At 69.4% G+C, this 16360-nt stretch carries 4 protein-coding genes and 2 pseudogenes; all 6 read right to left on the reverse strand.

What is annotated here, in order from left to right:
- The coding region (locus tag ITI46_RS27175) for a non-ribosomal peptide synthetase (protein WP_443742837.1) at window positions 1–11538 on the reverse strand (11538 nt) is incomplete at its 3' end.
- Window positions 11539–11838: 300 nt separating this feature from the next.
- Window positions 11839–12639: a 2OG-Fe(II) oxygenase gene (locus ITI46_RS27180; protein WP_209242548.1), complete on the reverse strand. Its 801-nt coding sequence runs from the start codon at window positions 12637–12639 to the stop codon at window positions 11839–11841.
- Window positions 12640–12902: 263 nt separating this feature from the next.
- Window positions 12903–13327: pseudogene (locus tag ITI46_RS27185) on the reverse strand (transposase family protein); the annotation flags it as partial.
- Window positions 13328–13383: 56 nt separating this feature from the next.
- On the reverse strand, window positions 13384–15132 hold the full coding sequence (locus tag ITI46_RS27190; protein WP_247746658.1) for an ABC transporter ATP-binding protein: 1749 nt from the start codon (window positions 15130–15132) through the stop codon (window positions 13384–13386).
- A 390-nt stretch (window positions 15133–15522) separates the two neighbouring features.
- A pseudogene (locus tag ITI46_RS35130) lies at window positions 15523–15735 on the reverse strand (HMA2 domain-containing protein); the annotation flags it as partial.
- Between the two features lie 52 nt (window positions 15736–15787).
- The gene (locus ITI46_RS27195) at window positions 15788–16225 is read right to left on the reverse strand and encodes a DUF5132 domain-containing protein (protein ID WP_209242549.1); all 438 of its coding nucleotides are present in this window, start codon (window positions 16223–16225) and stop codon (window positions 15788–15790) included.
- Between the last annotated feature and the right edge of the window lie 135 nt (window positions 16226–16360).

A 16360-nucleotide genomic window follows, 5' to 3' on the forward strand; every position in this document is an offset into this window, starting at 1 on the left:
CCCCTCACACCCCGCCACCCGCGGACGGGCACGGTCATACGGCAACGCCAACTCCACCGGAACCCCATCCAGCTCACGCCGCCAAAACTCCACCTGCCGCGACGTCGAAGCCCCTTCCCCGGCAGCGCCCTCCAGCAACTCCCGCTGCCAGACGGCGAAGTCCGCATACTGCACCGGCAACGGCTCCCACCCCGGCGCCTCCCCCGACAACCGCGCACCATAAGCCCGCACCACATCCCGCCACAGCACCCCAGCAGACCACCCATCCGCCGCAATGTGATGCACCAACACCACCAACACCCACACACCACCACCACACTCGAACAACTCCACCCGCAGCGGCGGCTCCACCCCCAAATCGAACCCGTACCGCACCACCTCACCAACCGCCGCAACCAACTCCGCATCCGACAACCCCGTGGAATCAGTCACCGTCAGGAGCTGACCGACACGCTCGGGGAGCAGCGTCCTTTGGTATGGCTCACCATCTTCCGCGACGTCGAACACCGTCCGCAGCACCGCATGCCGTTCCACCACATCACCCAGCGCCGCACCGAGCGCCTCCACATCCACCTCCCCCCGCAGACGGAGCACCAACGGCACGTTGTAAGTGGGGTTCGCGCCCTCCATCTGATACAGGAACCACAGCCGCCGCTGGCCGAACGACAGGGGCACCCGCTCCGGGCGGTCGCCCGGCGTCAGCGCGGGGCGGGCCTGGGCCGCATCGTCCAGGTGGCGTGCGAGCGCTGCCACGCTACGGGCTTCGAAGAGGGCACGGATGGTCAGTTCCTTGCCGAGAGCCTTCCGGACACGGCTCACCAGCCTGGTCGCCAGCAGGGAGTGACCGCCCAGTTCGAAGAAGTCGTCCTCCGCTCCCACGGCGGGCAACCCGAGAACTTCGGCGAACAACTCGCAGAGAATGTCCTCGCGCGCGCCGCGAGGACCACGGCCGGTGACGGCGGAACCAGGCGTCGGGAGAGCCCGCTCGTCCAGTTTTCCGTTGGGGGTCAGCGGCAGCGCCTCCAGCACCACGACCGCCGACGGCACCAGATACCCCGGCAGCCGCTCCCGCAGAAACCCCAGCAGCCCGGCAGGCGTCGGCTCCGCACCGCCGTCCGACCGCACCGCATACGCCACCAGACGACGATCCCCGCAACCGTCCTCACGGATGACCACCTCCGCCGCCGAGACAGCCGGGTGGCCCGTGAGTGCCGCACGGATCTCCCCCGGCTCGACACGGAAGCCACGCACCTTGACCTGCTCGTCAGCACGGCCGAGAAAGTCGAGCTGTCCGTCGACGCGCCAGCGCGCCACATCGCCGGTGCGGTACATCCGCTCACCGGGCGCCCCGTACGGGCACGCCACGAACCGCTCCGCCGTCAGATCCGGCCGCCCCAGGTAACCACGGGCCACGCCTGTTCCCGCGAGGTACAGCTCACCGGGAACCCCTGGTGGTACGGGCCGCAGGGCGCGGTCGAGGACATAGGCGCGGACCCCGGCGAGCGGCCTGCCGATCGGTGGTACGCCGGCGGGAAGCGGCGGCCCAGCCATGGTCGCGCAGACGGTGGCCTCGGTGGGGCCGTACACGTTGACGAGGCGGTGGGTGGTCTGCCACTGCCGCGCCAGCTCCTCGGGGCATGATTCGCCCGCCACCGCGAGGGACACCTGCGGGGGCAGTCCTCCCGCGGGCAGGGCGGCCAGCACGCTCGGGGGAACCTTCAGGTGTGTGACGCCGAACCTTCCGACGGCGTCCACGAGGGTCTGCCCCGCAAGGAGTTCCTCGGCGGGTGCGACAGCCAGGGCGGCGCCCGAGAGGAGTGCGGTGCACAGATCGGAGACGGACGCGTCGAAACTCACCGAGGCGAAGAACAGTACGACGCTGCCCGGTCCGGTACCGAACCGTTCGATCTGGTCGGCGGCCAGCGCTGCGAGGCCCTCATGGGGGACAAGGACACACTTCGGCTCTCCCGTCGAGCCAGACGTGTGGATGGCATAGGCCGGGTGTCCGGGCAGGAGCGGGGCCGTGCGGTCGCCGTCCCGGACGGGGTCGTCGGGGAGGTCGGCGAGCCGCGCGCGGGTGCTGGACGCGTCCAGCAAGATGCGGGGGATGTCGCCGGGCGGAAGCGTACCCGCGGTCCCGCTGTCGGTGAGCAGCAGCGCTGGGGAAGCGTTCCGCACCATGCGGGCGAGGCGTTCGGCGGGGTAGGCCGGGTCCAGGGGGAGGTAGGCAGCGCCCGCTTTGAGTACCCCCAGCAGCGCGACGACGAGGTCGGCGGAGCGCGGCAGCGCCAACCCCACCAGGTGTTCGGGGCCGGCGCCGTGTTCGGTGAGCAGCCGGGCCAGCCGGTTGGACGCCGCGTCGAGGTCTGCATAGGTCAGCGTGGCGCCCTCGGTGACGACGGCCACCGCGTCGGGAGTGCGTTGCACCTGCGCCCGGAAAAAGTCCGGCCATGGACGCGGGGCCGGGGCCGGTCCGGCTCCTGCGCTCCACGTATCGAGCACCAGAGAACGCTCCTGCGCGGAGAGGACCGCCAAATCGTCCACCGGCCGGTCGAGGTCCGATGCCATGGCCCGCAGTACGCGTTCCAGCCGGTCAAGCGTGGCGGTGGCGGTCGCCGTGTCGAACGCGTCGGGCCGGTGGCCGAGCTTGAGCCCGAGCCTCTCGCCAGGAATCGCGGCGAGGCTCAGCGGGTAGTGCGTACCTCCGGTGAGGTCGACCCCGGCGATGTGGAAGGGACCGCCGGTTCCGGATACGGCCTCGCTCTCCTCCTGGGGGAGATTCTCGAAGACGAGGAGGGTGTCGAAGAGAGGGTCGTGGCCGCTGACGCGGTGCAGGGAGGACAGGCCGGTGTGCTGGTGGGGCAGCAGGGCGGCCTGCTCGTCCTGGAGGCGGGAGAGCACCTGGCTGAAGGGGACGCCGGCGTCGAGGCGGACTCGGACCGGCACGGTGTTGTTGAACATGCCGACCATGTCCTCCGCGCCCGGCACCGTGGGCGGGCGCCCGGAGACGGTGGTGCCGAACAGGATGTCGTCCTGCCCGGTGAGGCAGCGCAATACGACGGCCCAGGCGCCCTGGAGCACGGTGTTCAGGGTCAGTCCCCTGCGTCGGGCCAATGCGGTGAGGTCCGCCGTCAGCTGCGCGGACAGCGTGGACCGTACACGTTGGTGTTCGACCGTTCCGTCGGCGGCGGCCCGCGCGGCCACCAGTGTGGGTTCGCGTACTCCGGTCAGTGCCTGTCCCCACGCGGCTTCAGCCGCCGTCCGGTCCTGCGCTGCAAGCCACCGCCAGTAGTCTTCGCACGGTGTGGGAGCCGGCAGGGCGCCCGCGTCCGCGCCTGCCGCGTACAAAGAGAACAGATCCCGCAGCACAAACGGCCCGGACCAGCCGTCGAGAACGGCGTGATGGGTGGTCAGCAGGAGCCTGTGCCGCTCGGGTGCGAGGCGCAGCAGGGCGAGCCGCAGCATAGGCCCCTGCCCGAGGTCGAAGCGAGCTGTGCGCTCGGCGGCGGCGATCCCACGCGCCCGGTCGTCCTGCTCGTCACCGGTGAGGTCCACGATGTCGTGCTCGGCCCACGGGAGGGTGATGGCCTGCGGGCGTGGCACCACCTGTACCGGGGTGCGCAGGCCCTGGTGCCGGAAGACGGCACGGAGTGCGGGGTGCCGCTCCAGCAGGGCTTGGCCGGCCGCCCGCATGGTGTCGGCCTCGAGAGGGCCGTCGAGGTCTACGGCGAACTGGCCGGTGTAGACGTCCGGGGCCGCCTCGTCGTAGAGGTGATGGAAGAGCAGACCTTCCTGGAGCGGCGTGAGCGGCCACACGTCGGTGAGCTCGGGGCAGTCGTCTTCCAGGCGTTCGATCTCCTCCTGGGTCAGGGAGACCAGCGGGAAGTCCGCCGGGGTACGGCCACGGGCGTCCGGCCGGCCGGCACGGGCCGCGAGCGCGTCGAGGACGCCGAACCAGGTGTTGGCGAGGTCGCGGATCTCCTCCTCGTCGAAGAGGGCACCGGGCCAGGACCAGGTGGCGGACAGCACCGGGCCGCCGGGCCGGTCCTCGGTCAGCGCGTCCAGGTCAATGACGTGTTCGACCGGCATGGCCGGGTCAGCCGCGCCGGTGATGCCGCCGGAACCGGCAGCCGGCGCCCAATCCTCGCCGGTGGCCACGGGCAGGCGGCCCAGGTAGTTGTACCCGATCCTGGGGCACGCCCCCCGGGCCAGGGCAGGACCGGTCTGCGGGTTGAGGTGGCGCAAGAGCCCGTACCCGAGACCGTTGTCCGGGACCGCGCGCAGCTGCTCCTTGACCCGCCGGTAGGCCCGGTCGAGGGCGGGGCCGTCGTGGCGGAGCGCGGCGACGTCGGCACTCCCGGGGTCCAAGCGCATCGGGTGGACGCTGGTGAACCAGCCCACGGTGCGGGCCAGGTCGGCGTTGTCGATGACGTCCTCGCGGCCGTGTCCCTCGATTTCCAGCAGGACGGTGGTGTCCGGGGAGCCGGTGCGGCGGCGGCGCCAGTCGGTGACGGCCAGAGACAGGGCGGTGAGCAGAAGGTCGTCGATCCCACCGTGCAGGGCGGCGGGGACGTCGGTGAGCAGGGGTGCGGTGCGTTCCGGGGGAAGGCTGAGGGTGAGTCGGCGGACGGTGGCGGCAACGTCCCGGTCCGCCAAGAGTGGCCGGTCGCTCAGCGGCGGGTCGGCAGCGTCGAGCATCCCGGTCCACAGCGGGAGTTCAGCCACACGGTCATGACGCTGAGCCAGCTCGGTCAGTTGGCGGGACCGTGCGCGGAGGGAGGTGCCCACGGGTTCCAGGGCGGGCTCATCTCCCGCGACGGCGGCCCGCCAGGCGGTGGCGAGGTCAGGCAGCAGGACGCGCCAGGAGACCCCGTCCACAGCGAGGTGATGGACCATCAGCAGGAGTCGGCCGTGGTGATGCGGGCCCGCGTCGAACCAGACGGCCTGGACGAGGCCGGCGGTCTGGCCGGACTCGGGGTCGAGGCGGGAGCGGGCGGCGTCGCTGTGGGCGCGCACTGCCTCTGCAAGGGCTTCCTCGTCCAGCTCAGTGGCGTCGATGCGGTGGAGAACCGGCGGGCCACCGTGCTGCCCGGGCGGAGCGATGTCCAGGTTCCAGACGACGCCGCCCACCCGGGTCAGCTGCAGCCGCAGCGCGTCGTGGTGGTCGACCAGGGCGCGCAACGCGGTGGCCAGATGGCGCTCGTCGAGGCAGGGCGGCACCTGGAGCAGCACCGACTGGTGGAACCCGGCCACCGGCCCGCCCGTCTCGCGCAACGCGTGCATGATGGGTGTCGGGTGCAGCGGGCCGCTGTCGTCGCCCGTGGTGCCATCCTCGGCAGCCGATACCGCGAGGTCGGCCGCCCGTGCCGCGAGGGCCTGGGCAGTCCGGTGCCGGAAGACGTCACGGGGCGTAAGGGCCAAGCCCGCACGGCGCGCCCGGCTGACGAACTGGATGGCGATGATGCTGTCGCCTCCGAGGGAGAAGAAGTCGTCGTCCGGGGCGACCGCATCCACGCTCTCCCCGCCGAGAAGTTCCGCGAAGAGGCCGCACAGCGTCCGCTCTCGGTCGTTGCGGGGGGCACGACGGCCGGAACGCGGGGGCTGGGCCAGGTAGTCGGGCACGGGCAGCCGGGAACGGTCCAGCTTCCCGCTGGTCGTCAGCGGCAGTTCCGCCAGTCCGACCACGGCCGCGGGCACCAGATAGGCGGGCAGACGCTCATCAAGATACCGCCTGAGAGCCGACACGTCGGCGGCTTTCCCCCCGGCGGCGACAACATAGGCCACCAGACGCCGATCCCCGGGCCGGTCCTCGCGGACAACGACCTCGGCGGCGGAAACCATCGAGTGATCATTCAACACCGCACGGATCTCGCCCGGTTCCACACGGAAGCCCCTGATCTTGACCTGGTCGTCCGCCCGGCCAAGGAATTCCAGCGCGCCGTCCCGGCGCCAACGGACGATGTCCCCCGTCCGATACATGCGTTCGCCTGCCGTCCCGAAGGGACACGCCACGAACCGCTCGGCGGTGAACGCTGCGCGTCCCAGGTAGCCGCGTGCCAGGAGGGGGCCTGCGAGACACAACTCACCTGCGACACCAGGTGGCACCGGACGCAGCATGGTGTCAAGCACATAGGCCCGGGTGTTCCTCAGCGGGCGGCCGATGGGCGGGATCTGTCCGTCCGGAAGGGGGTCCTCGAGCCATCCGGCTGTCGCATCGACCGTCGACTCGGTGGGGCCGTAGCTGTTGGCGAAGGGCAGGCCGGGCAACACCGCGCGCCCTTCCTCGACTGTCGCGGCCGTGAGCGCTTCACCGCCGAGGTTCACGCACCGCAGCGCCAGCCTGCGGGTGAGCTCGGGTTCATCGCGCATGGCCTGGGTGAGCGGGCCGAAGACGGAGGGCGTCTGGTTGAGGACGGTGACGCGCTCTTCAACCAGGAGCCGCAACAGTTCACGTGGAGACCAGGTTTCCTCGGCGGGCACCACGACGAGCCGATTGCCGTTGAGGAGGGCTCCCCACATCTCCCACACGGAGTAGTCGAAGGTGCAGGAGTGGAAAAGCGCCCACGTGTCGTCCGCGCGGAAGTCGAACCATGTGGCGTCAGAGCACAGCCGGGCCACGCTACCGTGCCGCACCACTACGCCCTTGGCGGCCCCGGTCGATCCGGAGGTATAGATGACATACGCCGGATGTTCGGGCAGCAGCTGATGATGGCGTTCATCGTCGCCCACGGGGGTGGCGGAACGACGGCGCAGCGCCGAGACGGTGCGGGTCTCGTCCAAAAGCACCCGCGGGACACCGGACTCGGGCAGCTCCCCTGCCGTCTCCTCAACGGTGACGAGCAGTGCCGGATGGGCATCGCTCAGGATGTACTCGATGCGTCCGGCGGGTTGGGCTGGGTCCAGCGGCAAATAGGCCGCTCCTGTCTTCAGCACCGCCAGGATGGCGACGACCAGTTCTGCCGAGCGGGGCAGCGCGAGGGCCACTGTCCGTTCCGGCCCGGCGCCGTTGTCGATGAGCAGCCGCGCCAGCCTGTTGGCCCTGGCGTCCACATCGCCGTAGGTGAGGGTCGTGGCGCGGAAAGTGACGGCAGCTGCCCCGGGGTTCCGTGTCGCAACGGCTTCGAACAACTCCGGCAGAAGTGTCTCGGGCGCGGCGTCGCAGGTGGCGTTCCGCCCCTCGTCGAACGTGGTCCTTTCGTCGTGCGTGAGGACGTCGAGCTGACTGAGCGTCCGGTCGGGGTCGGCGCTGAAGCTCTCCAGCGTGCGGCGCAGCCGCTCAATGAGGCTCTCGACGGTCTCCGGGTCGAAGAGTGCGGCGTTGAAGTCGACGGTGACAGTCAGACAACTGGTCCCGGCGTCATCGGGTTCCTCGCTGAGGCTGATCTCCAGGTCGGTGGCGACCGTGCCGGTGTCCTGCGGCAGCTGCTCGACAGCGGTACCGCACAGTCGCGGGACAGCCTCCGGCGTGTTCTGCCAGACGAGCATGGTCTGGAAGAACGGGTGGTGGAATGACCGGGTCGGGTTGAGGGCGTCCACCACCCGATCGAAGGGCAGGTCCTGGTGGGCGTACGCCTCAAGGCCGCTCGTGCGCACCCGGGCGAGCAGGGTACGGAACGTCGGATCGCCAGAGGTGTCCGTGCGGAGCACGAGGGTGTTGACGAAGAGGCCGATGAGGTCGTGGAGGTGCTCGTCGGTACGTCCTGCGACGGCGGTGCCGATCGGGATGTCCTCTCCTGCCCCCAGCCGGGCGAGGAGCGCTGCAAGCCCGGCCTGCACCACCATGAACGGCGTCGCCCCACACACCCGCGCGAGTCGACGCACCGCGCGGTGAAGCTCGCCGTCCCACTGGACGCGGTACGTGGCGCTGCGAGCAGCGGCGGTCGGGTGCGGCCGGTCCCAGGGCAGCGGAATGCGGTCCGGCAACCCGTCCAACTTCTCTTTCCAGTACGCCAGTTGGCTGGACGCGAGCGAGTCGGGGTCGAGGTCGCTGCCCAGCAGGGCGCGCTGCCACCTCGTGTAGTCGGTGTAGCTCACCGGCAGCGGGTCCCATTCCGGGAGGCGGCCCTGGCAGCGTTGTTCGTACGCGTGGGCGAGGTCCTTCCACAGAACCGCGAGGGACCAGCCGTCAGCAGCGATGTGATGGAGCGTCAGCGCAAGAAGGTGCTGCTCGGGCCCGAGGACGAACAGGTGGGCACGCAGTGGCGGTTCCACGGTCAGATCGAAGACCTGACCTGCGGCATCGCGCAGCAGCTCGTGCTCCGAACGGTGTGGATCGGCCTCGACGACGGTCAGCCGGGACGGCACGTCCTCTGGCGGCAGGACGGCGCACAAGGGTTCTGCGCCGCCTCCGGGGAAGACGGTGCGCAGGGGCTCGTGCCGTGCCATGAGGTCGCTCAGCGCGGCGTCCAGCGCCGCCCGGTCCAGGTCCCCCGAGACGCGGAGCGCCAGCGGGATGTGATGAGCGGGGCTCGGCCCTTCCAGGTGGTGCAGGAACCACAGCCGCCGCTGCGCGAAAGACAGCGACACCTCCGACGGGTCACTCTCCTGCGCTGTCAGCGCGGGACGCCGGCCCCGAGGGCTGAGCCGGGCTGCCAGGCCAGCCGGGCTGGGGGTGTCGAACACCTCCCGGATGTCGAGTTCCGTGGCGAAGGAGGAACGGACCCGGTTCGCCAGCTTGGTCGCCAGCAGGGAGTGACCACCGAGGTCGAAGAAGTCCTGGTCCGGTCCCACCGCTGTCACACCCAGCGTCTCCGCGAAAAGCCCGCACAGGATCTCCTCCCGGGCGTCCCGCGGCGCGCGTCCGCCGTGCGCACCGCGCGGGACGTCCGGGTCCGGCTCGGGAAGCGCCCGCCGGTCGAGCTTGCCGTTCACCGTCATCGGCAGCGCGTCGAGGGTGACGACCGTGGAGGGCACCATGTGGTACGGCAGCCGCGCCGCGGTGAACGCGCGGACGTCCGCCTCCAGCCGGGCGTTCACGCGCCACCTTGAGGGGTTGCTGGTAAGCGGGCGCGATGCCGCTGTGCCGTGCCCGGACTCCAGGTACACGTCGGTGTACGCGGTATCGTCCGCTGGGCCCAGGGTCTGCGGGCCGTCCTGCGCCCCTTGTGCGCCGGCGGGCAGGAAGACGGCGTCCAGGCTGCCGTCCTCAGCGTCCGCCCAGGTGACCAGGGCGTGATATCCGACGGCGGCGGCTACCCGGTGCAGTTCCTCCGGGTCGGCTGCGGGCACCCCCTCGCCGGGCGCCGATCCGTCCCGCAGCCGGGCGTTGGGGATTCCCGTCACCCGCAGAGACGGCAGCCGCCGCTCGCCGAGACAGCGCGCCAGTGAGGCCAGTCCGGACACATCGCCGCCCCACCGCGCGCGAGGGGCGTCGGCCAGCGAGACGGTTTCGAGCGGTCCCTTGCGCAGCACGACGTCGTATCGGTACCGGCTCAGTTCATTGTGGTATCGCCCGCGCTTGACCCGGATGTCGACTGCGCTCACCTCGGGCAGCGCGTCGTGCGGCAGCGAGGTGAAGTAGCCGGGGGCGACAAGCAGTTCCTTGTCCCGCGCCATCCTCCGTCGCACCGCTTCCGCCTCAGCGTCCGCATCGGGAGAACCGCTCCGGGCACGGTGCACGGCGGTATGGAAGTGCTGGGCCAGGCGATGGTCGCGTACGTCGCCGATGAAGAGCGCACCGCCCCGGGTGAGCCGGCTCAGCGCCCCGCGAACCACGGTGAGCAGGTAGTCGGCGTCGGGAAAATACTGGGCCACGGAGTTCAGCACGACGACGTCGAAGCCGTCCTCCGGCAGCCCCTCCAAGTCGTCGGCGGATTGGCAGCTGAGTACCGTGCGGCCGGCCAGTTCCGAGTCCTCCGCCACCTTCCGGCGCAGCGTGGTGATGACCTCCGGTGACAGGTCGGTGCCCCAGTAGCTTTCGCAGTGCGGGGCGAGGTGCGCCAGCAACAGGCCCGTGCCGACACCGATCTCCAGGACGCGGCGAGGCCGCAGAGCCCGCACCCGGGCGACCGTGGCGTCACGCCACTCGAGCATCTGCTCAAGAGGGATCGGCCGGCCGTCCTCGCTGCTGGTCCAGCCGGAGAAGTCCTCCCCCAGGACGGCCTCTTGGGCGTCCGGCGTGCTGTAGAGGCGGTCGTACACCTGCCGCCACGTGCTCACCGTGTCGTGACCGGCCGCATCGGCGGCGCACCGCACGCTCGCAGCGTCCGGACGGGGCACGATGTAGCCGACCAGACGGGAACCGTCGTCAGCGTCACGGTGGACGGCGACGGCCGCCTCGGACACCTCCTCGTGGGCGGCGAGTGCGGCCTCCACCTCACCCAGTTCGATCCGGAAACCGCGGATCTTGACCTGGTCGTCCGAGCGGCCGATGTACTCCAGCGCCCCCTCCGCACCGCGCCGAACCAGGTCGCCCGTGCGGTACATCCGCTCACCGGGAAGGCCTGACGGGCAGGCCACGAAGCGCATGGCGGTCAGACCGGGACGATTCAGATACCCGCGTGCCAGACCGTCCCCCGCGATGTACAGCTCACCCACGCTCCCCTCGGATACCTCACGCAGCCGGTCATCGAGGACGTACAGCCGCAGGTCCGGGATGGCCACACCGATATCACTCGGCGCACCCGGCCGGGCGAAGTCCGCTCCGTACGCGACGTATGTGGCGTGCACCGTGGTCTCGGTCGTGCCGTACATGTTGACCAGCCGGGGCGCGTCCTGTGGGTGGCGGGAGCACCAGTCCTCCAGCCGGGCGGGGTCCAGCGCCTCACCGGCGAAGATCACCAGGCGGAGCGGGGCTTCGCGAAGCACCGCGGGATCGGCGCGGTCGGCACTCGCCAGCTGGGAGAACGCGGTCGGCGTCTGGCACAGCACAGTGACCCGCTCGCGTGTCAGAAGGGCGAGGAACGCCGACGGCGACCGGCTGACGTCGTACGGGACCACGACGAGCCGCCCTCCGGTCAGCAGCGGGCCGAACATCTCCCATACCGAGACGTCGAAGGCATAGGAGTGGAACAGCGTCCAGGTGTCGTCCGGGGAGAAGCCGAACCAGTGGGCAGTCGAGGTGAACAGCCGGACGACATTGGCGTGCGTGATCTCAACGCCCTTGGGGTTGCCCGTGGATCCTGAGGTGTGGATGACGTAGGCCAGGTCCTGGGCCATCAGCGGCCGCGCGCGGTGTTCGTCGGTGACCGGTTGGTGCGGCGCCGCCGCCACCAGACGCCTGCCCTCCGCGTCGTCGAGGAGCAGGCGCGGGATGTTCCCGCCGGCTCCGGGGCCCGAGGGAAGGGTCACGGACTCCGCGACGGTGGTGACCACCAGGGCCGTGCTGGTGTCCTCCAGCAAGAAGCGGATGCGCTCCGCCGGATAGGTCGGGTCCACAGGCAGGTACGCGGCACCGGACTTGAGCACGGCCAGGGCTGCGACGATGAGTTCCTCGGTACGCGGAAGCACGAGTGCCACCATGCGTCCGGGGCCCGCGCCTCGGCCGAGGAGCACATGTGCCAGCCGGTTGGCGGCAGCCTCCAGTTCGGCATACGTCATGCTGGTGTCCCCGCACACCACGGCAACGGCTTCCGGCGTCCGAGCGGCTTGCCCCGTGACCAGCTCGCCGAGCGTCTGCGGGTTCCTTCCACGACCGTCGGCCGTGCTCCGTTCCGTCGGTGCGACTGGGTATCGGTTGCGGTCATGGACCTCGAACGCCATGGAGGACGACACCTTTCGACGACCGACATTTGGTGACACTGCAGCACGGGCTGGGTCAACGGGATCGGAAGATGGCCTGCTGGAAGGCGGACAGGGAGTGCGGGATGCCGTCAGCGGACGACCGGCGGCTCATGCCGGTCAGCTCCAGTACAGCAAGGGCTCGTCAGGCCCCTTACATGCGATGAAGGCCGCCATTCCCACCCGGTGGCCGTCCCGCGCAGGTGTGACGGCGTGCAGCATCTGGGAGCTGAAAATGATGAGATCCCCGGCCTGCGGGTGGATCACATGAACCGGTGGTTCGACGGAATCGGGATCCAGCCCCTCGACTTCCAGGATCGTCCTGGTCTCCGCCGGGGTGGGGTCGCGCCGCCACAACTGGAGATCGCCGCCCTCGTCGGGCACCCTGAGGTACACGTTGGCGACCAACTGCTCGACGACGCCGTGGCTTTCCGGGGCGTCCGTCTCCTGGGAGATGTGGTCGTTGTGCGGGTAGAAGGTGGAAGTCGTCGGCTGGAACACCCGAAGCGCACCGATGTAGCAAGGACGGCCGCGTAGCCGTAGCAGGTTGGCACCGCCCGGCCAGTACTCCTGGAGCAGCAGCCGCACATGGTCGATGGGTGACAGATGCGGGGCGAACATGGAGCGTACGTCGTGGATGGAGGGCAGTGCGGCATCGTGATAGCGGCTGATCTTCTCGGCGTTCCATGCCGTATCGATGTGCGGCATGTGTACGCGGCCCACCGTGCTGGTGTGCTTCTTGTGGTAATTGCCGAGTGCGTCGTGTTGCAGGGCTTTACGGGCCGCCTGTTCCGCGACACCCTGGGGGCAGAATCCGGGCACATGAATGGCACCGATTTCACGGCGGGCCAGCCGCAGCAGTGACTCTCGCGACAGTTCGTGGCTGAAATCAGAACCTTCTGTCCCCGTGGCACCGGACATCGCGGACTGGGTAGGGCTGTCTGCGGAAGAAGGGCGACCCGTGGTCGATGTCACAGCATCACTTCCCGATTCGGAAATCGTGCGAGAGACGGCAACGACTGAGTCACAGGGCTCTCTTGGCGCACCTGACTCGTCATTCAGGGGAATAAAATCCGCTCCACAAGGGCCTTTCCAGGGCCTTTCGGCGTCACACCAGCCGGGTGACGGTTCACCTCATCGAGTGAGCGTCCGAGTGTGCGGCTCAAACCTCCCTCAACGAGGCCGTTCTCATAGCCGAAGTCGGTCAGGGCAGGAATTCCCAGAGCGGTGATGAGCCAGTTCAGGGCGTCGATCAGGCCCTGGGTACGGGCGCAGGTGGTGTCGTGCTCGCGGCCGGGGCGGACCCAGGGAGACCAGGTCGGCCAGCCGTCGGGGCGGAGACGGCCTGGACGTTGCCGCCGTGGTGCCTGTGCTTCCTCCGACCACCAGAGGCCGGCGCCGTTGGGACCGGGGGCGGCGACGCGGCCGGTGCGGATGATGGTGCCGTCCAGGTTGAGATGGGTGTAGCCGGCGGCCCCGCCACCCGTTCCAGCGCGGTGGACAGGTCCTGGGCGTCGTCGGCGAGCACGGTCAGCCTCTCGCGCAAGTAGCGGTACGCGGTGGGCACCGAAGCCTCGTTATCCCGGGCGAGTTGGGTCAGCCGGGTCCCGCCAGCTGAGGGGACAGCAGCGCCGGTGTTCCGTGGCGAGACCCACCAGCCCGGTGTCAACTGAGCGGTTCACCGGTCTGGAGGCTCCACAACGACGCGTAGAGTCCGTCCCTGGCCAGCAGTTGGTGGTGGGTGCCCTCCTCGACCAGCATGCCGCCCTGGTCCAGCACGTAGATCCTGTCCGCGTGACGGATGGTGGACAACCGGTGCGCGATGACGATGAGCGTCCGGTCCTTGGAGAACCAATGCAGGGTGCGCTGGATGGCTGCTTCGGTCTCGTTGTCGACCGCTGAGGTGGCTTCGTCGAGCACCACGATCGGCGGGCCGTACAGGAAGGCCCGGGCGAGGGAGATGCGCTGCCGCTGCCCGCCGGAGAGTGCGGCCCCGCGCTCTCCGATCACCGTGTTGTACCGCTCCGGCAGAGCCTCGATGAAGGTGCTCGCCTGGGCTATCCGAGCCGACCGGACGATGTCCGAACGGTCGGCGTCGAAGCTGCCGTAGCGGAGATTTTCTTCAACCGTCCCGTCGAAGAGTGAGGCGTCCTGCGAGACGAAGCCGACCGCGCTGCGCAGGTCATCCAGGCGGAGAGCCTGGATGTCCTGACCGTCGAGAAGCACTCTCCCGGACTGAGGCGCGTAAAAGCGCGTGAGGAGTTTGGCGATGGTGGACTTCCCGGCCCCGGTGGCGCCCACAATGGCGGTGGTCTTTTCGGGCGCGATGCGCATTGACAACTCCCGCACGGCCGGTTCGCGCCCCGGATAGGAGAACGTGACTCGGTCGAGGACCACTTCGCCTCTGACCCGCCGGGAGTCAAGAGGGCGGCCTTCGCCTGGTGACTCGGCGGGCAGGCTCTGCACATACTCCACACGGTGAAGCGCGGCGAGGGTCCGGTGGTACTGCTCGACCGTGCCGCCCAGACTGGTCAGCTTCCAGATGACCATCTGGGGCATGACGATGAGCGCGCTGAAAGCCTCGGGCGAGAGGGCGCCGTTCAGCATCGCACGTCCGCCTAGCAGAAGGGTTCCAAGGAACGACGTCGCGGCGCCCGCGTGCAGGGACTGGGCGTACAGTGCCGTGCTGCGGTCGGTCCGGCAGCTGCTGCGCCGGTACTCGTTGCTCAGCTCCTCCAACCGAACGGCCTCATGCTCCTCGCCACGGAAGCTCTTGACCGTGGCACTCGCCGCCAAGCTGTTGATCACTTGGCTGTTCAGCTGGGCTCTTCTCTCACCTGACGCCGCGTGCCCGGCCGCGGCCCGTTCCTGGTGGTCCAGAGACAGCCACACGACGATCGGGACCGGCACGACGGCGATCCATGCGATCTGAGGAGCGAGCAGCAGGTATGCGGGAATCATCCCAAGCAGACAGGTGGCGAGTCTGATCACTTCGTCGGGGCGTGTAGCGACGAAGTTTCCCAGTTGGCTGATGTCCTCGGTGAGTACGCCAGCCAGCCGCGTCGTCCGTTCGTCCTCCAGGTGACGCAGTTCCAGGCGCTGTGCGTGCGGGTACACCTCGGACCGCCACGTGTGCTGCACGTCCTGCCCGAGCCCTCGCCACGAGACGTCAGCACGGTACGACAGGAACGTCACCAGAACACGGACGAGGGTAGCCGCAACACCGAGCGCACAGAGCTGTGTGGCTGCCGAGCCGAGTCCGAGCCGCGCAAGCAGCGTGCTCTCTCCCCGGAAGAGGACGAGCGGCATCCAGCCAATGAAGAGGTACATCACCAGCTCGGCGGCCTGGGCCCCCGCCGACAGCAAGGATGCGAGCACAGCCTGGCGCCGGTGCCGACCGATGATCCGGCCCATGGGGTGACGGGACGGTTTCTCCTGCGCCGCGGAAGGCTGCGCCAAGCCGCTCGGACAGCTTGCTCTTCGCCAGGCACGGCGGATGAGGGCCGCTGTGGTCACACCAGCCGCCGCGAGAACGACCAGGGGCTTGCTCAGCAGCCCTCCTCCGCCCAGGGCTACTGCTGTGACCGCGCCGCCAACGGCGAGCAACAGCGTGCGTCTGCCACCGCTCCTCGACGGCCGGAGACCGCCGCATACTCTTCCGGGCCGGGTGTCTCGCTCGCGGGGCGCCCCGGCTGCCTGCTGTTGGGCATTCGCTCCCCTCGTGTCCTCCAACCGTGCGCACACGGCGTGAAGGGCCTGTCGGAGGCGTTCCCCCACCTCTTCCGACGCGCTCGTGGGGTCGTGATGGATCAGCACGCTTCCCGTCACCGGGCTGGCGCGCACAGCGGTAATCTCCGGGACCCTTCGGAGGACGATGGCGAGGACGTCGGCGAAACGGGGACGTCCTTCCAGAAATCTGATGTGCCAGCGCTGCCGCCCCGGCAGGGACGACCGCAGCCTTATATCCTGCATGTTCCATCGCTGACAAGGTGACGCGGCAACCGTGGAAAGGGACATCTGCGACCACCGGTTCTCATGCCGACAGGTGATTTGGGCCGACTCTCGCTTGTCAGCTATCGGAGCCTTTCCTGGCGGCCACGACGGCGGTGCCCGGGTTCCCCGAACCCAGGACCTTCCCACCCTTGCCGCTTTTCTGCACAGCCCCGTCCTCCGAAACAATGCTTCCGGCTGCCACTTCGGCCCTCAGGTCGTCGAATTCCTCGCCGACTTCATGCGTGACTTTTTTTGCCCCCGCGGCGATCCCCACGGACGTCTTCACGACCCCGCGCGCCGTGGGCTTGGCAATCCGTTTGACGAGAGGGGCAAGAACAATACCCGCCAGGAACGGAGGTAGGGCAGGGATCACGGCGTTTTCCTTTCTTCCCCGACCGCTGTTCACCGACCGCTGTTCACCGACCGACGACAACAATCGTCGTCCTGAAAAGGGTGCCCGGTGAACCGCAGAAAAAACGCCGAGCCCAACAGGACTCCATGCAGTCGCAATCATACGATTAACCTCGATCTTGCATGAGGGTCCGTCAGCTTGCTGACGGGCCCTTTCGGCTCATTCGGGGGCGGTCATTTCTGCAGGTGGGCAGGTCGGTGGCCCGGCTGTCGCGTCGGGTGGGCGCCGGGTTCCACG

This window comes from Streptomyces oryzae, assembly GCF_017676365.1.
Classification (GTDB): Bacteria; Actinomycetota; Actinomycetes; order Streptomycetales; family Streptomycetaceae; genus Streptomyces; species Streptomyces oryzae.